We start from the raw sequence: 23479 nt of genomic DNA, 5'->3' as shown, positions 1-23479 counted from the left end.
AAACTAGGAGTTTGCTATGTTATCAATTACTGCCCTTGAACTGTACCGTAAAGGTAGGATATTTAGGGTCGTCAGTATCAATCGGTAAATTACGGGTACTCAGTACTGCTTGTTTAGCAGCTTCGTTTACAGCTGGATCAGAGCCTGAAACAGAGACATTGACCACATCACCATTGCTATTGACTGTTATCGTTAACGTCGCACGTTGGGTTGAACCCTTAGCCGCTATGGGTGGGTTATAATTGCGTCTGATTAAGTTAATAATCTCACTATTGCTCGCACCGCGACTCCCACCTGACGCATTGCTATTACTACCAGCTGATTGCCCTGAGGTAGTGGTACTTCCAGATACCGTTGACTGTCCATCGGATAAGCTAAAATTCTTGCCAGCACTGCTTGAGTTACCAGTATCTATCTCTAAATTGGACTGTGTATTATTAGGGCGTTTGATTTTGGGTGGATTGTTCTCTGTATTTCGAAATGATTTCAGTCGAGCGCGCTCAGCATCAAGCTCATTTTGTTTCTGTTGTTCAACTTCATTAAGCTCTGCTAACGCTGACTCATCTAGCTGCGCTGCCAATTCAGCTATATTACGCTCATACTCTTGCATTTGCTCAGTACGTCGCTGATGCTGCTCTTGACTCATTAATACTGGACGATCAGCTGGGTCATCAGAGCGAGTAAATATAGACTCTCTTTGTGTGTTTGGTGGTACGTTTGTTTGGCTGGCATTGCTACTGCTATTTGCATTCATTTGTTCAATGGCAACTGCACTGCCATCACTACTACTAGCTGCTTGCATCGCTGCACGATTGGCTAATATCTGCCCTTGCATTTCAGCCAACTCTCCCGGTGTGACCATGGTAGTTTCAATATTACCCACGGTTTCTAATTCGGGCGATTGGTAGGTATAGATCAGTATTCCAAGCACAATGCCATGTGCCAACAAGCTCAATATCATGGGCAGTGTCAGCCCATTACCTTCTGGCGGAGTTGGGACATAAACGGCAGGAGCATTATTCATGGTTTTGATACTCATTGACGTGTTTCATCAGATTGTCTGCTTCGTTAAACTAAGCGTATATAGAGGCAAGTGTGTGCAGAGTACAGTAGATTTTTTAGTTAAGGCTATTATAACGTAGGTGTGGGCAGGGGAGCACCTGTTAATAGTCCTACTTTTTGAATACCTGCCTGCTGCAAGTTTGCCATTAAGGTCATAATTGAACCATATTGGTTATTTTGATCTGCATTAATCATTACCTGAAGCGGTTGCACGCCAGCGTTGCTATTTTGCGACTGTAAATTGGATAAAGTATTAATCAGTTCTGGCTCACTGATAGGCATGTCTATATTGTTCTCATAACTGATAAAAATCTCACCGCTACTTGTTAACGATACGATAACAGGTAGCTGATTTTGACTCATTGCATTGGTCTGCTCTTTTGGCAAATCAACATCGACCCCTGTCGTCAGCATCGGTGTTGTCACCATAAATATCACCAATAACACCAGCATAACGTCGATATAAGGTACGACATTCATTTCAGCGTTGAGCGCTTTTTTCTTGCGGCTATAGGGGTTTGGTTTCATAGCCCTGTCACCTGACCTGCGCCAATTATAGTATCAGTAATTTTATTCTCTTTATGCAGTGCATTTTGGCTACTGGTCTCACGCTGTAACATACCCGTCATCTCATCGCAAAATAGTGCACGCGACTCATAAAGCTGGCCTGATTTTGCAGTGAAATGGTTATACGCTAGCACGGCTGGAATAGCAGCAAACAGCCCCATTGCAGTAGCAATAAGCGCTTCAGCAATACCGGGAGCTACGGAGGCAAGAGTGGCTTGTTCTGTTTGTGAGAGACCTAAAAAGGCATTCATGATACCCCAGACCGTTCCAAATAAACCAACATAAGGCGCTACCGAACCAATGCTGGCAAGGGTAGTGATTCCTGACTCAAGCAACTGTTGCTGACGACCAAGTCCAACCCGCAGCTTACGCTCAACGCCATCAATAATGTCATCTTTAGGTTGGCGTTTTTTGTGCATTCTTAAGTATTCAGAAAAACCAACATAAAAAATCTGCTCAAGGCCTTGACGCTCAGGAGAGCCTTGAACACCTTGGTACAGCTTGGCCAAATCTTCGCCCGACCAAAACCAAGTCTCAAACTGCTCATCGAAGTTTTTGGCCGTGCCAAGACGAGCGCTTAAGCGAAAAATAATGACCCAACTAACCAAAGATGCTAGTAGCAATAGTCCCATCACAATCTGCACGAGCAGGCTGGCTTGAGTAATAAGATCTATAATGTTTAATGATTCAGGCATGTAACAGACTCACTGGTAATTAACAATAACTGACTAAAATAATGATGCTGAAGCCAGATAACCTTAAGGAACTACAATAAAAACGATAATTTAATACTTATTATGCACAATTAAATATCGGTTATTTTCATATTAATTTCAATAACTTAATATGAAAATAACCGCTTAATCAAAGTGTGATATTTGCCGTAACAATATTTCAACCCCCTAGTTTACTGCTAAATGCTTAAAAGGTCATTATTAATGTGTTAAATGGTCAGTAGACAGATTTTTAATTTATTGTTTGATAATACGTTCTTACCGTGTACTATTGTTTATAAATAGAATTTAGTTTTGGTTTTGGACGCGTAAGGCATGGGTAATGATTGAATTTGTGCGCTAATTTCTCTAGAATGTTGCGCTTTGTTACCACTGCCTTTTGATAATGACGTCGCAATTCCTTTGCTGACGTCATATTTATTTTAGGCACTATATTTTAAACACCATCAAACCTGTTCTTTTCACTGGCCAGTCGGAATTGACCCTTATGAATGCACTTGAGCGCTATTTTGGAATTAATGGTGACAATACCACGATCAAAACGGAAATTGTTGCTGGTATAACGACCTTTTTGACGATGGCTTATATTATCTTTGTCAACCCTAACATATTGGCAGAAGCCGGTATGGATAAGGGGGCAGTGTTCGTTGCTACCTGTCTAGCCGCTGCGATAGGCTGTTTTATAATGGGCATCTATGCCCGCCTGCCTGTCGCCTTAGCACCGGGCATGGGTCTTAACGCCTTCTTTACCTATGGCGTGGTTTTGGGTATGGGCCATGCATGGCAAACTGCTCTCGGTGCTGTATTCTTATCGGGTTGTATATTTATACTTTTAAGCTTATTTAAGATTCGGGAATGGATTATAAATTCTATTCCAATGGCTCTGAAACAGGGTGTTATTGCAGGTATCGGTGCATTTTTAGCATTTATTGCGCTACAAAGCTCTGGTGTCATCGTTGGGCAAGATGCAACCTTGGTTACCCTCGGTGATATGACGTCATTTGGACCAATGATGGCTGCTATAGGCTTTTTCGTTATTATCGGTCTATCTTACAAAAAAATCCCTGGAGCGGTAACGATTGGTATTTTGCTGGTCGCTTTGATTAGTCTGTTGGCAGGTCATACTGAGTTCGCTGGTGTTATGTCCACGCCACCATCCATTGCACCCACACTTATGCAGCTTGATATTGCTGGTGCGTTTGACGTGAGCATGATCAGTGTCATTTTTGCTTTCCTATTTGTTGATTTGTTCGATACCGCCGGTACGCTAGTGGCTACTACGAGTCAAGCCAACTTAATTGATAAAGACGGTAAAATCCCTAATATGGGCAAAGCACTGCTAGCGGATTCAACAGCGACGGTTACCGGTGCGATGCTTGGAACTTCATCGACTACGAGCTATGTTGAAAGTGTCGCGGGTATTGCAGCAGGTGGTCGCACTGGCCTGATGGCAGTGACGGTCGGGGTGTTGTTTTTATTAAGTACTTTCTTTGCACCGCTGGCTGGTATGATTCCAGCTTATGCTACCGCTGGTGCTATCTTTTATGTAGCTGTGCTGATGCTAGGCACGCTAAAAGATATCAACTGGGGCGATTTGACGGATGCAGCGCCCGTTGTCGTCGTTCTTTTGTTCACTCCATTAACATACTCTATCGCTGATGGTATTGCGCTTGGTTTTATTACCTTTACTGCGGTGAAGTTAATAGCTGGCAAACTTAATGAAGTGACTATCGCAGTATGGGTGCTAACGATAATCTTACTTGCCAAGATTATATGGCTATAGTTTTTTAGGTTATTTATAAGCTCTTATTAATAAGTGCTATGCTTCTAAGAAGTGTATTTACAGACAGCTAGACAGCTAGACAGCTAGACAGCTAGACAGCATTACCCACTCCTAAACCCTCTTTATCTTTCTTTGATAAAGAGGGTTTTTTGGTTAGAGGCTAGGGCCTGTCCTCAATCTGAACGAGTGAACCTCTAATGGGCTAAAAATGGCTATATTTCCGTCACTCTTTGAAAATTTCTAGACAATATGTTCATATTCTCTGCAAAATTTCCTTTGATTGACAAAAACCTATCTCATTTTTATTACCGTTATCAAAATGAGGACAAGCCCTAGGGTATTTTTTGGCGAGAAATTCGTAATTATTACAGTTAGAAATAGTGCTTAATAGTTAATAGCAAACAAAAAACCATAAATTAAATAGCTTCAAGAACTTTGTGCTGCTATCTATTTGTTTTTAAATGATATATTTATTAATATAAATGACCGATAATGTTAGTTTGAAAAATTATTTCATGATAATATGGCGGAGTTAAGCGCATCACCTCAATCAACGCCGTAGAGGTTTTTCTTACAGTGAATTAGCGTCATATAAGATCGCAATTTTGGGTTCATTAATTTCATATTAAAGCCATTAATTGTCGATTGCACTCCTTTCACTACAAACAAGAAGAAGGCACTAATGCCGCTTAACTGTTCGTTGTTGCCTTTGAATTGTTAACGTAGTATTTTTTAACAATCGAACGACCTACTTAACCCTCTCCAGCTTATGCTGGATTTGCTCGTTTTGTGATGGCGTTGTTTGGTCTCTTATAAATAGCTATCATTGATAGGTATTTGTTGCCGCTATTTGGCTGAATGTTTAATCGCTTTATCCTAAATGTTTAAGTCATTAAGAGTCCACACGCACCATTTATTATGGTTTTTTTAACGATAGTTATGGAGTTGGTATGAACCCAATAGACCAGTTTACACCCAAAGAGCCTATTTTATTTGATCCTATCGATTTGCTTGCACCTGAGTATATTACTCAGTCGGCAGATGACCTGTATGCGCGTATTTCACCGTTATATAGTGTCGATGAAGACCGCTGGTTGACCAAGTTGCTACCACTAGCTAAGCCTAGTGATAAAGAGCGAGATGATGCTAGCGAGCAGACGCGCAAGCTGGTTGAGTATGTGCGTAATGACGGTAAAGCTATCAAGATGGTAGATTCATTGTTGCTCGAGTATAGCCTTGATACCCAAGAAGGTATCTTGCTAATGAGCTTGGCTGAAGCATTGATTCGGGTGCCAGATAACTATACGGCTGATGCGTTAATCCGTGACAAGATGAGCGTGGCGGATTGGAAAAAACATCTCAAAGATGACAATGGTTTTATGGTCAATGCTTCGACTTGGGGCATGATGATGACCGGTCGTGTGGTAAGTATTGATAGTAGTACCACAGCATCTGGGTTTTTGGATCGCATGACTAAAAAGATGGGCGAGCCGATGATTCGCGGTGCGATGCAAAAAGCCATGCGCATTATGGGGCATCAGTTTGTATTGGGCGAGACTATTGAGGACGCTAATAAAAACAGCCAACCTTACCGTAATAAAGGCTATACCTATTCGTTCGATATGTTAGGCGAAGCAGCCATTACCCATAAGGATGCCGAAAAATACTTCAATGACTATCTGCATGCGATTAAATCTACTGCTGATGTTAAAGTCAAAGAAGGTATGCCTAAGCCGTCCGTATCTATCAAGCTGTCTGCCTTGCATCCACGCTATGAAGCGACGCAAGAAGCGCAGGTTTTAGGGCTATTACGTCAGCGCTGCTTATTACTCATTGAAGCCGCTCGTGAAGTCAATGTCGATATCAGTATTGATGCCGAAGAAGCGGATCGTTTAGAGATTTCTCTCAAATTATTTGAATCGCTGTATCGTGATTCATTAACCGCTGGCTGGGATGGCCTAGGGCTAGTCGTTCAAGGTTACTCAAAGCGGGCTATTGCGATATTTGCATGGCTTGCGCGCTTGGCTACAGAAGTTGGTGACCGTATCCCACTACGTCTAGTCAAAGGCGCTTATTGGGATACAGAAATTAAGCTTGCGCAGCAAAAAGGCTTGTCAGGCTATCCAGTCTGGACACGTAAAGAAGGCACGGATACCGCATATCTTGCTTGTGCTCGCTTCTTACTATCAGATCATCTACGTGGTCTAATTTGGCCGCAGTTTGCTACTCATAACGCCCATACTTTGGCATCAGTGATGACCATGAGTACGCATAGAGACTTTGAGTTCCAGCGTCTACATGGTATGGGGGATGCACTCTATGACCATATCTTGCAATCTTACAATATTCCTGTACGTATCTATGCACCCGTTGGCGCGCATGAAGACTTACTGCCATATCTAGTACGCCGCTTGCTTGAAAATGGTGCGAATAGCTCATTTGTACATCAGTTATTAGATAAATCTTATCCGATTGATAAGCTAACGGTGCACCCGTACGACAAGCTACTGGCCAATGACAATCTGCATAATCCAGAGATTCCGTTACCATTGGATATCTATGGCACGCGCCGTGCTAGCTTTGGGCCTAATATATTTATAGAGTCGCAGTGGTATCCGCTCAAAACAGCTATCGATAGTCATTTGCACAAAACATGGTCAGCGGCACCTATCATCAATGGTCAAGCAGTTAGCGCATATGAAGTGGATGGTGCAGCGCATCAGCTTGATAGCCATACAGTACGTGCGCCTTGGAACCATGAAGTTGTTGCTGGTGAAGTACAATATGCCAATGCTGAATTAGCTCGTCAAGCAATCGACGTTGCTGTGGCTGGGCAAGTGAAGTGGCAAGCAGTATCTGCATCTGAGCGTGCAGCTATCTTACGCAAAACTGCCGATTTATATGAAGAGAACTACGCTGAGTTAATGGCGCTATGTCAAATTGAAGCGGGTAAAACCACGCAAGACAGCATTGATGAGATTAAAGAGGCGGTTGATTTTTGCCGTTTTTATGCTGATGAGGCTGAGCGCTTAAATGATGTCACTCACGAGTTTACAGACTTAGCTGGCAAGCAATCACGCCAAGTTTATAAGGCACGTGGCACATTTGTCTGTATCAGTCCGTGGAACTTCCCACTCGCGATTTACACAGGTCAGATCGTTGCTGCATTAGCAGCTGGTAATACTGTCGTGGCAAAGCCTGCTGAACAAACCAGCTTAATCGCTCATTTTGGTGCACAGCTGATGTATCAAGCTGGCGTACCAGCAGAAGCGTTGCAGTTTGTCACTGGTGCTGGCGAAGTAGGCGGGGCACTGACAGCAGCGGATAATATATCTGGCGTGATCTTTACTGGCTCAACGCAAACAGCGCAGCGTATTAACCAAAGCCTAAATGATCATGCGCAAACGAGTGGCGAGCTACCAATTTTGATCGCTGAAACTGGTGGTCAAAATGCCATGATCGTCGATTCTACGGCATTGCCTGAACAAGTGGTTAGGGATGCAGTATTGTCAGCATTTGGCTCGGCAGGACAGCGCTGTTCAGCATGTCGTATTCTATGCGTACAAGAAGACGTGGCAGATGGCTTGATTGAGTTGCTCCAAGGTCATATGGCAGAGCTGGTCGTAGGAAATCCAACTTACGTCGCTACAGATGTCGGTCCAGTGATTGACGCAGATGCCAAGCAAGGACTTGAGAGTCATATTGAGCGTATGAAGTCTGAACCGACAGCGACTATCTTGGCGCAAACGCCTATGAGTGCCAGTTCAGTGGTCAGTGAAGAGCAATCTACCTTTGTATTGCCAACAGCGATTGAGGTACAAACCATCGACGTTATCGGTGGCGAGCACTTTGGCCCGATATTGCATGTACTACGTTACAACGCGCGTGACTTAGACCAGCTTATCGATGCCATTAATGCGACAGGCTTTGGTTTAACCTTAGGTATTCATAGCCGTATTGAAAATATCGTCGAGCATATTGAGCGCCGTACTGTCGTAGGTAATACTTACATTAACCGTAATCAGATTGGTGCTGTGGTCAACGTCCAACCTTTCGGTGGTTGTGGCCTATCAGGCACTGGTCCAAAAGCAGGTGGCCCACATTATGTCGCACGTTTGATGAAACTAAGTTCTGAACAAATAGGCTCTAAAACATCAAATACAACAAACAATACTATATCATCCACATCATCCACTCAAACAGAACTCGCATAAGGAGTAGCAACATGGCGACTGAATTCAAAAAAAATCATGCCCAAGTTTGTGAAGCTTGGCGACTACTTGGCGCAGTGCAGCGTGCTACTTATCTTGAAGCTGCTATTTCCAAGCTGGCATTGTTCACCGGTGATGCCAATAAAGCGCGTCGCTTGTTCAATCATCTATTGAGCGCTGCACCAAGTCTTGACGAAGTGCACCGCATGACAGGCGCTACTGGCGAGTCCAACGACTTGTATGTGACGGCTCGCGGTAAGACGATGGTTGTTGGTGGCGAATCAGCCAAAACGATGGCGGTACTGGGGCAGCTTATCGCAGCATTGCTAACGGGTAATGAGGTAATATTGCATTGTCCAAGCCAAGAAGAGATGTGTGCGGAAGCGGCGAAAGTTCTCTATGATACGGGTATCAGTGATGATGTGTTAAGTGTCGCGAATGACTCACAAACGATTACCTTGCTACACATTGATCGTCTCGCACAAGTCGCAGTTGCAGGCAGTCATGCTGAAGTACAAGAGATTAGTCAGACATTGGCTAATACTGACGGTATCTTGACGCAAGTGATTGCAGTGACAGATATGGAGGGCTTATCCGATATGCTCACGCCAGATTATTTGTACCGCTTTGTCACTGAACGTGTGCTAACCATCAATACGACTGCTATCGGTGGTAATGCAAGCTTGCTTGAGCTTGGGACATAATAACCTAGGATATAATAAAAAGTAACGTAATAAAAATCAAACAGTTACTCGCTAAGTATTCAGAAATTGCTTAGCGTTATTTAAATGACGGTTAGTGTTTATTTACAAGGGCTTTAAAACTCTTGAAAAATAAGTGCTAACCGTTTCTTTATGGTCAGCTCCAAAGTGCCTTAGGTTTCAGGAGATGAACTTTAAACATCTTATGAAATTATGTTGTAAAAGTCTTATGAACCTATGTTTTATAGCTTGTAGGCAAACAATAGTAATGATACTATAAATAAAACCTGACTAAATAGTCATCTTTTAAATTAATGCTATCACTAATACCAAAGTACTTAAGCCAGACCAATTAGCGAGGCAACCTAAACCTATTAACAAGGATTGTTAGTAGACTTAAGACCATATTAATCAAGGATGATTAACAATGTCTAAATCGTTAGAATCCAAAAAAAACTCCGAGTTGATGTATCAACTCAATGACAAGCCCAGCTTCTGGCCGGCAAGTTTCGCCGCTTTACAACATCTACTAGCTAGTATCGTCGCTATTGTCACTCCCACCTTGATTGTCGCCGGAACCTTAGGTTTGGGTGATTACGTTCCCTATCTAATCAGCTGCGCTCTAATCTCCTCTGGGATTGGCACTTATATCCAATGTAAAAAAATAGGCCCTATAGGCGCTGGCATGCTCAGTTTACAAGGTACTAGCTTTGCTTTTTTGACTGCTATTATCGCTGCTGGACTGATTGTAAAAGGCCGTGGTGGTTCGCCAGAAGATATTTTGGCTACCATCTTTGGGGTTAGTTTTTGCGCTGCCTTTGTTGAGGTTGTTCTTAGCCGCTTTATTCACAAATTAAAAAGAATATTTACCCCTGTGGTTACTGGCACTATTATTATTCTTATTGGTGTTCCGCTGATTGAAGTCGCCATGACTGATATTGCAGGTGGCTTTGGTGCCGAAGACTTTGGCAGTTTGCAAAACCTGTTTTTAGGTATGGTTGTACTGGTGTCAGTGATTGTATTCAACCGCTCAAAAAACCCATTATTAAGACTTTCCTCCATTGTCATTGCTTTAATTTTGGGAATGTTAGCCGCCTTTTTTATGGGTAGGCTAGATTTTTCTTCCTTGAACAATGTTGGTTTTATTACTGTTCCCATCCCATTTAGGTTTGGTTTCCAGTTTGATATTGCCGCTTTCATTCCTATAGCCATTCTATATTGTGTTAGCGCCCTTGAGACTACTGGTGATCTAACAGCCAACGCTGTGGTTTCTAAAGAGCCTGTCAAAGGCCCTATTTACCTTAATCGAATCCAAGGCGGTGTATTGGCAGATGGGGTCAATTCTATGATTGCTGCTACGTTAAATAGCATGCCGTCGACCACCTTTAGCCAAAACAATGGCGTCATTGCACTGACTGGCGTCGCCAGTCGTCATGTCGGTATCTACATTGCTGCCCTGATGATTATCATCGGATTATTTCCTATCTTTGGCGCTATATTGCAAACCATGCCTCAGCCGGTACTTGGCGGCGCAACGTTGGTGATGTTCGGGACAGTAGCGGTGGCTGGTATTAAAGTATTAGCTAGCGCCAAGCTTGACCGCCGTGATATGTTGATTATCGCTACCTCCGTGGGGATGGGCATCGGTGTATCTATGGTACCTGAGGTATTATCACAATTGCCTGAATTGATACGTAACGTGCTGATATCGCCTGTAGCAATAGGCGCTATTACTGCGATTTCATTAAGTTTATTTTTGCCAGTGGACACCCAAGAGGATGATATATAGCCCATATCAAATAAAGGTGTTATGTGTTTTATATACACGTGAGGCTGATAAAAATTTCCTTGCTTGCTGTGCCTACGCAGACAGATGCTGCAAAAATTCCTATCAGCCATGCCGTAATATTGTCAAAGTAAATTGATTATATAACGCCCAAAATGTAGACAATAAAAACGTTGTTAAATGCCGTTATTGTGTGATATCTATTAAATATAGACTGATTGGTTTGCGCCATCTAGCAAGTGGTTATATTAACAATCTATTTAAGCTGTCTAATTTCACAAAGCCCAATTTTTTAGCCGAGTATTGCTATGATTAGTTTCTATCTGAACGGAAAGCGTCATGAGATAAGCCACCTCAATCCGAATACAACGGTACTTGAGTATCTGCGCTTGCACGAACATCAAACTGATACTAAAGAAGGCTGCGGTAGTGGGGATTGCGGCGCCTGTACCATTATGGCGCAACGCTTGCCTAATCATGCGACAAGCGATTCTAGTGACAGCACTCCTTTTTATACCTTCAACTCCTGTATTGCTCTATTGTCGCTGATGGATGGTCATCATTTAATGACCGCTTCTTATTTAGCGGACAATCCAGCACATCACCCAGAGCGGGCGCTATTACATCCTGCACAGCAGGCGATGGTTGACTGTCATGGCTCGCAATGCGGATTTTGTACCCCTGGTTTTGTGATGTCTCTGGCGAATTTGTATGAAAACCATCGTATGCAACAACAAAAAAATGCCAAGCAGGGTAGCACAAACGACAAACCAGCTAGTGACGAGCTAAGCTATGATGATATTGTCGCCTCAATTTCAGGGAATCTATGCCGATGTACCGGTTATCGACCCATTATCGAAGCAGGACTGACGATGGGTAAAATTGGTCAGCAAAGAGCGGCTGATAAAATGGTAGCAAAAGATTTAACCATAAGCTTAGCTACGAATGCGATGGTGAGTAACAGTCAGTCGTTACCTAAAACTGCATCATTGGATACCTCGAATAAAGCGTCAACTATTGAGCCTGCCCTTGCTGAAGGGTCGCGGCAGCTATTCATTCCAAAGACAGTGGATGAGCTTAATCAGCTATTAACCGTATATCCAAGTGCAACAATTTGGGCCGGTGGTACGGATTTGGGGTTAAGCATTACGCAGCACTTGGTTGATCATGAAGTGATTATTCAGCTGTCTGCTATTGATGAGTTAAGAACATGGTGGCTCTCTCATTCAAAGTCTAGCTCAAAGGCTGATGCAAAGTCGTTGTCCGAGTTAGATAAGTCCACTGATAATGAAGAAGCAGTGCAGGAATTGACGTTTGGGGCTGGCATGACCTATCAGCAAATGCTACCGATACTTGAGCAGAACTATCCTGCTTTTGCGGCCCTATTCGCAAGAACCGCTTCACCGCAAATACGTAATATGGGTACGCTTGGCGGCAATATTGCTAATGCCTCGCCAATTGGAGATTTACCGCCAATTTTACTGGCGTTAGAAGCGCGCATTCATTTGCGTCATTGTAGCCCCAATAATATAGATGTTGGTGGCGAAGATGCCAGTGCTAAGGATGAAAGCAATGAACATAACAAAACATCCTATGTCGACGAGATAATACCTTTATCAGAATTTTTTCTAGATTATAAAAAGACCAAACTACGAGCAGGCAGTTACATTGTTGCCATCCATATGCCACTGATGCAGGATAATCAGCATCTATTTATTCATAAAATTAGTAAGCGTTATGAAGATGATATTTCTGCTTGTTTGGTTGCCGTAAGAATCGATCTGTCGGCAGAGGGTATGACTATTGACCATGCAAAAATAGGTCTGGGCGGTATGGCAGCAATACCATTATTAGCCAAGAATTGCCAGCAAGCACTCCTAGGCCAGCCCCTCGAGATTGCAAGTTTTAAGAAGGCTGCAAAAGCACTACCGATGGATGTCTCACCATTAACGGATGTCCGAGCCAGTCGTGAATATCGCTTGCATGTGGTACAACGTTTGTTGATGAAGTGTGGCAAGCAGCTGATAAAAGAGACGCAAACTGAGAGAGAATCATCATGAGCCATCAATCTTCCTTATTTGACAGTTACAGTATTCGCCGCGTACGTCCGCCTAAAAACAAAATCGGCACTTCTGCCAAACATGATAGTGCGATAAGTCACGTCATGGGGACGGCGACCTATGTAGATGATATCCTAAAGCCGCAAGGCACTTTACATCTGGCAGTCGGTAAAAGCAGTCACGCTCATGCTCGTGTAACGAGTATGGATCTCAGCGCTGTTAAAGCAGCTGACGAGGTGATTGACGTTTTAAGTTTTAAAGACTTACCCGCTCAGACGGATATCGGCGCTGTATTCGACGGTGAGCCGTTGATGGTGGATGAGATCACAGAATACGTGGGTCAGACGCTATTTTTGGTCGTTGCAACCACTCATCGTGCCGCAAAAAAGGCGGTGCTCAAAGCAGTTGTAGAATATGAGCCATTATCAGCGATACTGAGTATTGATGAGGCTTTAGAGCAGGAGCAGTTTGTACGTCCTAGCCACTTTATGCAGCGCGGTGATACCGAAGCAGCGCTTGCAAATGCGCCTATGCGTATCGCAGGCCATATTCATATGCTGGGACAAGAGCACTTTTATTTGGAAGGTCAAGTGTCGTATGTCGTGCCTTGTGATGATGGCGGGCTTGAAGTCTATACCTCATCGCAGCATCCGAGTGAGGTGCAGCAGTTGGTCGCTGAGGTGACGGATTTACCCTTTCATGCGGTCAATACGGTAGTACGCAGAATGGGTGGCGGTTTTGGCGGTAAAGAAACTCAAGCCGCTGCATGGGCATGCTTTTGTGGTATCGTTGCCAAGCGTCACAATGTACCTGTCAGTATGCGCTTGGATCGTCAAGATGACATGGTAGTGACCGGTAAACGCCACGAATTTGCCAATCGTTATGAGGTCGGCGTTGACGAGTCAGGACAAATTCTTGGCGTCGATATGCAGCTGGCTGGCTTGTGTGGTTATGCGCCAGATTTGTCCGATGCTATCGTCGATCGAGCGATGTTCCACTGTGACAACGCTTACTATTATCCAGCTGCGCAGGTGGCAGGACATCGCTGTAAAACGCACACGGTGTCGAACACTGCTTATCGAGGTTTTGGCGGGCCTCAAGGTCTGATGACTGCCGAGTATATGATGGATCATATCGCCTATACTTTAGGCAAAGACCCTCTGCAAGTGCGTTTGATGAACCTCTATCAAAATGGCCAAAGTACTCATTATGGTCAGCCAATCGAGCATTTTGATTTGGCAACGATTATGGAGACACTGGCAAAAGATTGTGATTATGAGCAGCGTCGCCAGCAGATGATAAAAGCCAATGAGCAAGCCGAAGTTGAAGGCAGCGACAAACGTCTGGGCATCGCCCTGACACCTGTGAAGTTTGGCATCTCGTTTACCGTGCAGACGCTCAATCAAGCAGGCGCTTTGGTACATATTTATACTGATGGCAGTATCCACCTTAATCATGGCGGGACAGAGATGGGGCAAGGGCTATTTGTCAAAATTGCTCAAATCGTTGCCAATGAGTTTGATGTGGATTTGGATACCGTAAAAGTATCGGCAACACGTACCGATAAAGTGCCCAATACCTCACCGACTGCGGCCTCATCAGGCACCGATATCAACGGTAAAGCCGCACAGAACGCTTGTTTAACCATTAAGACACGTATCGTGGAGTTTGCCGCTGAGTATTTTGAAGTGGCGCAAGAAGACATACGCTTTGAGCGCAATCATGTCTATATTGGTGATAAGGAAGACTTCACTTTTGCTGAAATGGTACAGTTGGCTTATCAGCACCGCGTTAGTCTATCTTCTACGGGCTACTATAAAACGCCAAAGATATTTTATGACCGTTCTAAAGCGTGGGGTCGACCTTTCTTTTACTTTGCTTTAGGTGCTGCGTGTTCTGAAGTTGAAATAGATACGTTAACTGGTGAGTATCAAGTGTTGCGCTGCGATATCCTGCATGATGCAGGGCAGTCGATTAATCCTGCTATTGATATTGGACAGATTGAAGGCGGCTTTGTGCAAGGCATGGGTTGGCTCACAACGGAGGAGCTTACTTGGGATAAAAAGGGCACGCTAGCATCTAATAGTCCTGCCAATTATAAGATTCCAACGTCACATGATTTGCCAAAACAATTTAAAGTTAAACTGTACGATCGTAAAAATGAAGAGCAAACCATTTATAACTCTAAAGCAGTTGGCGAGCCACCTTTTATGCTGGCAGCTAGCGTTTGGTGTGCGATCAATAATGCAGTTGCAAGCTTGAGTGATTATAAGAAAAACCCAGAGCTTACGATGCCCGCGACCCCAGAGGCGGTATTAAAAGCGTTGATGCGCATGCAAGGCGAGGCGTGGGAAATTGACACGAATGTAAACTTTGATGCGCTTGATAGTTTGACTAAAGATGAGGAGGACGACTGCGGTATTGACGATGATAAAGTTAAGCCACAACTCGTGCCGCATGCCGAAGATATCGATCCGCCAGAGGTCGAAGGTCAGACAGTCGACGATCAGCCAGAAGCGATAGAGCATCCTAACGTAGCGGGTTCAAGAGGCCCTGCACATAGTGAGCCTACGCACAGTGAATAATTCATTATTGCCACCAGTGCCAATACCAGTACGTTGGTATGATGGTCTAGCACAATATCAGCAGCAAGGATCTGCGCACGTGTTGGCGACTGTCGTTGCGGTCAATGGTTCTGCGCCCCGAGCGCTACAGGCGAAAATGGTGGTCACACAGGATTACTGCTACGATACGCTCGGTGGCGGCGGTCTTGAGCATGATGTTGTTGCGACAGCACGGCAATTGCTAAATGGTGAGATAGATACAACCATACCAAAAACTTCTAAAAGAGATAAAGGTGTCAATAAGAGTATCGACAATGACAATGATAACGATAACGACAGTGATTCGACGCCATCTAAAGTGGTAAGACGCGATACTGTTTATACTAAGCATTATCCGCTAGGCGCAAAGTTGGCGCAGTGCTGCGGTGGTAGTGTCACCGTTATGTTTGAATGTTTCAACGTGACGCCACCGATGTCGATATTGGTATTTGGAGCAGGGCATGTGGCAGCAGCGTTGATGACGATACTGGCAGAGCTACCTTGCCAAGTCGATTGGGTAGATAGTCGCCCTGAGATGTTTGAGCGTTATTTATTAGAAAATTCTAATTTGCCAAATAAATCTATTAAAACAGAAGGCTTAACTCAAACACTAGAAACCCAGCCAAGCTTAAATCAGCCTAAGCTTTATAATCTTCCTGTACATATCCGTCCGCATATTGATGATGATCCTGTTGATTTCATTCGCCCGTTTGTTGAACCCTTTAAACAAAGTGGGCAGCGTTTTATTTTGGTTATGACCCATGATCATAGTCTTGATTTTGAGCTTGTACGTACCGCGCTGGATGCTGCTTCAGAGGCAAACCGTTTAGCAACTAGTCTCGATAATACTGGTTCAGATAAGGATCTAGATAATGGTCGCTCAAAAGTATCGATGCCTTATATTGGTTGTATTGCCTCAGCAACTAAAGCAGAACGTTTTAAAAATCGTCTGCTGCAACGTGGTTATGATAAGCAGATAGTCGATCAACTAACTATGCCCATAGGACTACCAATCGGTGGTAAAGAACCTATGGCCGTTGCCGTATCTATCACTGCGCAAATTTTGCAGCATTATCATCAAAAATAATCCATAAGTGATAGACCATCAATACTGATTTCTACCTCTACTATTAAATTCTAACCAAAACGTTCGGTATGACCAAGTGACGGGAGATTTACCCATGGCTCTACATATTTATCAAGCGCAGCTCCTGCACTATCTTACCGAAGATGATGTGAATCAAAGGGCTGAGCGTGCGCATGCTGAAAAATCCAGCTCAACAGCTTCTAATTATCCAAATACAGCAACCATTGATAAAAATATAACACTACTACCAGTCATTGCAGGCGTGAACGTCTATCCTGAGTATATTGCTAAGGGTGCGCTGGTTGTCGATGATGTGACAGGCCACATTGTAGATTATGGTAGTAGCGAAACAATACTAGCGAATTATGCTCAAACTAATGGTCAAGAGCCGGTTAAAATTCACGACTATCGTAATAAGCTGATTATGCCGGGATTCATCGATACCCATGTGCACTATCCGCAGATAGATATGATTGCAGCTTACGGTGAGCAGCTACTTGATTGGCTTAATAACTATACTTTTGTCACTGAAGCAACCTTTGGTGATCCAAAGGTTGCGCATGATACCGCGCAGTTCTTTTTAAATCAGTTACTGGTTAATGGCACAACTAGCGCTATGGTGTTTTCTACTAGCCATCCTCAGTCCGCAGAAGCTTTTTTTACTGAAAGTCACAGGCTTAATACCCGTATGATTACTGGTAATGTATTAATGGATCAAAACGCCCCTGAGCACCTGTGTGTGCCTGCTGAACAGAGCATTCGAGACACGCAAGATATTATTGATAATTGGCATGGGTGTGGACGCCAACATGTGGCTATTACTCCACGGTTTGCGATTACCTCAACGCCAAAACAGCTTCAATTAGCAGGCGAGCTATATGCCAGCTACGACACTGTTTATCTGCAAACACATCTGGCAGAAAACCGTGATGAAGTGGCTTTTGTACGTAAGCTCTATCCCAATCATAAAGGTTATCTAGATGTCTATGAGGATATGGGTCTGCTCGGTCGATACACTACTTTAGCACATGGTATATATCTTGAAATTCCAGAATACGAAAGGCTACGCGAGACTGGTACTCAAATAGCACATTGTCCAACGTCCAACCTATTTTTGGGTAGTGGCCTATTTGATTTGCCTAAAACATTAGGCTATACCGGCGTAAGTATCGCTACTGATGTAGGGGCGGGAACCAGTTTATCGATGCTCGTCACCTTGTCAGAGGCTTATAAAGTTCAGCAGCTACAAAACAATCAATTGTCCGCTCATCAAGGGCTATATCAGATTACTTTGGGCAATGCGCAGTCGTTAATGCTAGACGATAAAATCGGTAACTTTATGCCTAATAAGGAAGCCGATTTTGTATTAATAGATATGGCAGCAACGCCTTTATTAGAAAGACGTATGGCGCAGACTAAAACACTTGAAGAACAATTATTTGTATTGATGATGCTCGGTGATGATAGGGTAATTGATGAGACAGTTATTGCTGGGGTGAGTCGTTATAAGTCGGGATCATCTTAGATTTAAAGCAACTTAACGTTTATTCTTTTCAAAAATTATTTTACCTACAAAGTTGTTCATCTATAAGGCAATTCTCTATGCTAACATTATTCATGGTTCAACTAGGCGGTCGCCCTAAGGGTCGGTTAATTGAGCAGCATGATATTTTCTTTGGAGTGGCTAACCAAGTTAGCGAGCTGGTAGCAGACATCAACAGCCATTGGCCAGAAGTAAAAAATAAATGGCATATTGATTCGTACCGAGCCATTAGCAAAGTCGATAATTATAGTATCAAATTGGTTGAGTCAAACAATCAAGTAGAGAGTGCTAACGGTTTAAAATTGTTTTTTATCAATTTAGGTGGCTATCAGCAGGGCAGTTTTATAACCATGAGCTTGCAAATGCTGAAGATGATAAAGAGTACGTTGGTTATCTCAGTGTTAAAAACTTAAGGAAGTTACCCTAGTATGGCTCTAAATATGTACTACAAAAACGGCATGATTCGCAAAACGCGTGGCCAAATTTCTGATGATCTATTGCCCACCCTTTATCAGGTTCATAATAATGCCAATTTTCCGCAATTAACTTGGTTGATTGATAATCTTTATGAAAATTCACAGATTCAACCTGACATTGCGAAGGCATTGGCTGATGAGATAGTAGCGTTTGAGAGGTTAATACTGTCGCTACACCTACCTTTTCCTAGAGTGCCACTGCAAAAATTGCAGACTTTCTTTACGGGAGCTGCTACTAGTCAACAGACTGTTTATACTAGTAGTGATTGAGTTGGCTATCTAGCTGTTTTTATAGTTTTAAGCCGTATTGGATGATTCTCAAACAGGCATTGCTGATTAAATTTAATGATATGACTGATGAGCTTGAAGAATTTCTGAATAAGCGTTTTGAAAATAGGTAAAAGACTTTGCAGTTGCCAAGCAAACACTATAACCAACTTGAATCATACCCAGACTACCTCCATAATCTAATTACTTTCAAATAATAAATAGCCTAAGCAAATATGCCCAATACTTCTAAGAGTGTCTCAGAAATCCTTATTGAAAACACAGCTAGCGAAACAAATAACTCTATAAGCTTAAATAACGAAAATTCAAATATTACAGTAAACAGTGATAAAGCGTCTTTTCAAGCTGATATTTCTGCTGATTTACCAGTACTCGCTAAAGACAGCTACTATTTAAGTCGCTTAGAGCGTGAGCTGGCGCGTGCTGCTGTTGCTAAGAATAAGAAAGCTAGTAGCGATTCTGATAATAAAGCAGTTGATGAGCTAGCTAAAAAACGTGCGCAGTATGACAAAATTAAAACCCGCTCACAGCAAGCGGTGCAAGCACGTATGGATAGTATTCCTGAAAATTTACCTGCTAAGTTAAATCTCGATCTACCCGTTAGTCAACGTGGTGATGACTTAATTCAGGCTATTATCGATAACCAAGTCATTATCGTCGCAGGAGAGACTGGCTCTGGTAAAACAACGCAATTGCCGAAATTGGCAATGTTGGCAGGACGCGGTATTACTGGGCAAATAGGGCATACCCAACCAAGGCGACTAGCGGCTAGAAGTGTGGCAAACCGTATCGCCGAAGAATTGGGCGAGCAGCTTGGTAATACGGTCAGTTTTAAAATTCGCTTTAATGAACAAGGTACCCCGCAGTCAGTCGTTAAACTTATGACTGATGGTATCTTATTGGCGGAATTGGGTCATGATCGATTTTTAAGTAAATACGATACTATTATTATTGATGAAGCGCATGAGCGTAGCTTAAACATTGACTTTATTATGGGTTATCTGAAAAAGTTGCTACCAAAACGCCCAGATTTAAAAGTCATTATTACCTCAGCAACGCTTGATACCAAGCGCTTTAGTGAATACTTTAGCCGTTATGATAATAAGCTCAAGCGCAACGTCCCTGCGCCGATTTTTAATGTTGAAGGCCGTAGTTTTCCAGTGGAAGTTCGTTACCGTCCGCTCACTGATGAGCCGGTGAATAGCTCGGATGATGACAGCTACGACGACTTTGAAGAGAATCTACCGCGTGCGGTGGTTGCCGCAGTTGAAGAATGCTTCAGCGATGCGCAAAATAAAGGTCATGCTGACCAAGCAGATATCTTAATATTTGCCGCCACTGAAGCAGAGATTCGTGAGCTCCAAGACGTGCTTGAACGTCATGGACCCAAGCATACCGAAGTACTGCCACTATTTGCAAGGCAGACTTATGAAGAGCAGCAGCGTATTTTTCAACCCTCAGGTCGCGGTCGGCGTATCGTTATTGCCACCAACGTTGCTGAGACTGCATTGACTGTACCCGGCATTCGCTATGTCATTGACTTAGGCTTTGCGCGGATTTCGCGTTATTCTTATCGCTCACGCGTACAGCGTCTGCCGATTGAAGCCATCTCGCAAGCCGCTGCCAATCAGCGTAAAGGGCGTTGCGGTCGTGTCGCGCCAGGTGTTTGTATTCGTCTGTATAGTGAAGAAGATTTCACAGGTCGTCCTGAATTTACGGAACCTGAAATTCTGCGTACTAACTTGGCGTCAGTTATTTTACAGATGGCAAACCTGCGCTTAGGTAGTGTGGATGATTTTGCCTTTATTGAGCCACCTGATAGCCGCTTGGTCACTGATGGGCATAAATTGCTCGATGAGTTAGGGGCGATTACGTCTAAAGATGAAGCAACTTCTACTAAGCAAACCAACAAGCCAAAACCAAAAAAAGGTCTCGATCATCTACGTCTGACACCTACTGGTCAAAAGATGGCACGTATGCCAATTGATCCAAGGCTGGCACGTATGCTGGTTGCCGGTTCTGACTTTGACTGTATTCGAGAAATGCTTATCGTTGTGGCAGCGCTTGCCGTGCAAGACCCACGTGAACGTCCAGCCAATAAACGTCAGCAAGCGGATCAAAAGCATGCAGAATTTCGTCAAGATGACTCTGACTTTTTATTCTATTTAAGTCTGTGGAAAGCACTGTTTGAAAAAGACGAGGATGGCAATAAGCTGTCTGGTAATCAGCGTAAGCAGTTTACGAAGAAAAACTATTTGAGCTTCCCGCGTGTACGTGAATGGAGTCAAACCCATCGTCAATTGGTGCAAATGGTCACTGAGCTTAAGCTGACTGATGTGAAAGAGGCAGATAAAGGGAGTGATAAAAAGGCTTTTTTGGAAAATACGACTAGCGACCCTACCGCGATTGAAGATGAAGAACTTAAAGCGGTTAAATATGCCAATTTGCATCGCGCGTTATTAACAGGTTTATTATCTACGATTGCTCATAAGACCGAAAATCGCGGTGAATATCTTGCTGCTCGCCAGCAAAAGGCCAAAATCTTCCCAGCCAGTACCGTGTTCAAACAAGTACCGCCTTGGGTCATGGCCTTTGAAGTGGTCGAAACCTCGCAAGTATTTATGCGTACTGTTGCCAAAATTGAACCAGAATGGATTATTTCAGCGGCAGGTAACTTATTAAAGTATCACTACTTTGAGCCGCATTGGTCGAAGAAGACGGGACGTGTCAAAGCTTACGCGCAGATTAGTCTGTTTGGGCTGATTATTATCAGTAAGCAGCTGACCAACTATGAGCAAGTCAATCTGATTGAGTCACGAGAAATCTTTATACGTGATGGTCTGGTCACGGGTAACTTTGGTCGCCAAGCGCCGTTTTTACAGCACAATATGGACAAAATTGCGGACATTGAACGCATTGAAGATAAATTGCGTCGCCGTGATTTGCTCGTTGATGAAGAGACGCTATACCAGTTCTATGATAAAAAGATTCCTGAGCATGTTGCCAGTCGTAAAGCTTTTGAAGATTGGCGCGCAGAGGTAGAGAAGAATGATAGCAAATATCTATTCTTTACCGATGATGACGTCCTTAACAGCCAAGCACCGACCACAGGTGATTTCCCAGAAGTCTGGCAGTTGGGCGATTTAAAACTGCCGCTACGTTATATCTTTGACCCTGCCAGCGATGATGATGGCGTGACCATTCGTGTGCCACTCGTTGCGTTACCGCAGCTAGATGCGATTGAGCTATTGTGGGGCGTACCCGGTTGGCGCTATGAGCTGGTATTACAGCTGCTTAAATCTCTGCCCAAGGATATCCGCCGCCAAATCGTACCGATTCCCGACACTGCCGATAGCTTATTTGATGAGCTACAGCCAGAGGGCGGACAAGGATTGCTTAAGCAGCTTTGCCAAGCGCTAAATCGTCGCGGCATTATGTCAGTCACGCCTGATAAGTTTGATCCTTCTAGCATTGATCGTTATTTGCAGCCGCAAATCTGCGTAGTCGATGACAAGAACCGCATTATCGAAAAGGGTCGTGATCTGCAAACGCTACAAATTCGTCATGCTTCTGAGACCAGACAAGCCGTGAATGAGCAGCAAGGCGCGCATACGGATTTCCCTGAGCATTTTGCCTTTAGCAAAAACCATCATAGCGCAGGCGTGGTGATGAAGCAGTTTGCTGCACTCGTAGCTGATGAAGCCGGTGAGGCGGTGTCAATTCATCAATACACCGATGTGAATGCCGCATTGCAGGCACACCGTATCGGGGTCTTGACATTAATCAAAGGTAAGCTTGGCGCCAAGAAAAAACAGCTGACCAGTCAAGTCGATAAGATATTTAAATTGGCATTTGCACCGCTGGGTGATATGGAAAAGTTAAAAACCATCGTCATCGATGCCACACTAGATGCGGCACTTGAAGAGCATTATGTCTTATTCGATCATAGCGCCGATCTACCTGAGAGCGCGGATGATATCGCGGTTGGACTGAGCGAAGAGCTGCCGTTTACCCCTGAGGAATATAGCCAAACGCTCGATGTGGTATTAAGCAACTTCTTATTAACCGGTCAAAGTGTCATCAAAACCCTCAAAAACGTCTATACCCGCTGGCAACGTATTCGTCAGAGTCTGCTGATGCTCGACCGTGAAGTATTTGGCGAATCTATCGATGATATCGAAGACCAGTTAGAGGATTTGCATCTAGCCAACTTTGTCTACCGGATGGATTATAGCCATTGGCAGCAGTATCCGCGCTATCTAGAGGCGCTGGAAATTCGTATCGAACGCCTTGAGCACAATCTTGAAGTTGATCTCGATGGCGTTTATGCACTGGACTTACACATGGAGCGATTGAGCAATCGTGCTAGTGATACGGCCATCAGTGAGTACCGCTGGATGGTCGAGGAGTATCGCATTCAGCTATTTGCCCAACCAATGAAAACTCGTATGGCGGTATCGCCGAAGCGTCTAAGTAAGATGTGGAATGAGATGCGTTAAAAAATTGCATTGCTAGAAAATCATAGATTTTCTCTTGCGCTAGGAAGCTTTCGTTAGAGTTGGCCTTAAAGTGGATTTT

Annotated in this window: 14 protein-coding genes; 11 read left to right on the top strand and 3 right to left on the bottom strand. The window is 43.7% G+C overall.

The window, feature by feature from the left end; translation table 11 throughout:
* Positions 1–22: 22 nt before the first annotated feature.
* From AK823_RS07610 to tolQ, 3 genes are all read right to left on the bottom strand, one after another.
* Entirely contained in the window at positions 23–1039 is a 1017-nt protein-coding gene (locus tag AK823_RS07610) for a cell envelope integrity protein TolA (RefSeq protein WP_228138828.1), read from the bottom strand.
* A gap of 92 nt (positions 1040–1131) precedes the next feature.
* On the bottom strand, positions 1132–1590 hold the full coding sequence (gene tolR, locus AK823_RS07605; RefSeq protein ID WP_068036002.1) for a protein TolR: 459 nt from the start codon (positions 1588–1590) through the stop codon (positions 1132–1134).
* Positions 1587–2324: a protein TolQ gene (gene tolQ, locus AK823_RS07600; RefSeq protein ID WP_068327944.1), complete on the bottom strand. Its 738-nt coding sequence runs from the start codon at positions 2322–2324 to the stop codon at positions 1587–1589. The genes tolR and tolQ overlap by 4 nt, the downstream gene beginning before the upstream one ends.
* A 526-nt stretch (positions 2325–2850) precedes the next feature.
* Between tolQ and AK823_RS07595 the strand changes: the two genes are divergently transcribed.
* The 11 genes from AK823_RS07595 (at position 2851) to hrpA (ending at position 23400) form a co-directional block, all read left to right on the top strand.
* Positions 2851–4146 (top strand): NCS2 family permease, encoded by a 1296-nt coding sequence (locus AK823_RS07595; RefSeq protein WP_068327942.1) that lies wholly within the window; start codon positions 2851–2853, stop codon positions 4144–4146.
* Between the two features lie 950 nt (positions 4147–5096).
* Positions 5097–8360: a bifunctional proline dehydrogenase/L-glutamate gamma-semialdehyde dehydrogenase PutA gene (putA, locus tag AK823_RS07590; RefSeq protein ID WP_068327939.1), complete on the top strand. Its 3264-nt coding sequence runs from the start codon at positions 5097–5099 to the stop codon at positions 8358–8360.
* A gap of 11 nt (positions 8361–8371) precedes the next feature.
* Positions 8372–9061, top strand: coding sequence for a 1-pyrroline-5-carboxylate dehydrogenase (locus tag AK823_RS07585; protein WP_068327936.1), 690 nt, complete (start codon positions 8372–8374; stop codon positions 9059–9061).
* A 424-nt stretch (positions 9062–9485) separates the two neighbouring features.
* Positions 9486–10847 carry a nucleobase:cation symporter-2 family protein gene (locus AK823_RS07580; RefSeq protein WP_068327933.1) on the top strand — a complete coding sequence of 454 codons (1362 nt, stop codon included), beginning with the start codon at positions 9486–9488 and terminating at the stop codon, positions 10845–10847.
* A 305-nt stretch (positions 10848–11152) separates the two neighbouring features.
* The gene (locus AK823_RS07575) at positions 11153–12904 is read left to right on the top strand and encodes an FAD binding domain-containing protein (RefSeq protein WP_068327930.1); all 1752 of its coding nucleotides are present in this window, start codon (positions 11153–11155) and stop codon (positions 12902–12904) included.
* A complete protein-coding gene (xdhB, locus tag AK823_RS07570) occupies positions 12901–15489 on the top strand; it encodes a xanthine dehydrogenase molybdopterin binding subunit (RefSeq protein WP_068327927.1) in 2589 nt (862 codons plus the stop codon). The genes AK823_RS07575 and xdhB overlap by 4 nt, the downstream gene beginning before the upstream one ends.
* The gene (locus AK823_RS07565) at positions 15482–16594 is read left to right on the top strand and encodes an XdhC family protein (protein WP_068327923.1); all 1113 of its coding nucleotides are present in this window, start codon (positions 15482–15484) and stop codon (positions 16592–16594) included. Before xdhB ends, AK823_RS07565 begins: the two co-directional genes overlap by 8 nt.
* A 94-nt stretch (positions 16595–16688) precedes the next feature.
* Complete coding sequence (gene guaD, locus AK823_RS07560; protein WP_068327922.1) at positions 16689–18119, top strand: guanine deaminase; 1431 nt, start codon at positions 16689–16691, stop codon at positions 18117–18119.
* A 77-nt stretch (positions 18120–18196) separates the two neighbouring features.
* Entirely contained in the window at positions 18197–18550 is a 354-nt protein-coding gene (locus AK823_RS07555; RefSeq protein ID WP_228138827.1) for a DUF1543 domain-containing protein, read from the top strand.
* 15 nt (positions 18551–18565) lie between these two features.
* Entirely contained in the window at positions 18566–18883 is a 318-nt protein-coding gene (locus tag AK823_RS07550) for a hypothetical protein (RefSeq protein ID WP_068327921.1), read from the top strand.
* 233 nt (positions 18884–19116) lie between these two features.
* On the top strand, positions 19117–23400 hold the full coding sequence (gene hrpA / locus AK823_RS07545) for an ATP-dependent RNA helicase HrpA (protein WP_228138826.1): 4284 nt from the start codon (positions 19117–19119) through the stop codon (positions 23398–23400).
* Positions 23401–23479 lie beyond the last annotated feature (79 nt).

It is taken from the genome of Psychrobacter sp. P2G3 (genome assembly GCF_001593285.1).
Classification (GTDB): domain Bacteria; phylum Pseudomonadota; class Gammaproteobacteria; order Pseudomonadales; family Moraxellaceae; genus Psychrobacter.
Note: the sequence above shows the minus strand (reverse complement) of the source record. Positions and strands in the feature narration are given on the sequence as shown.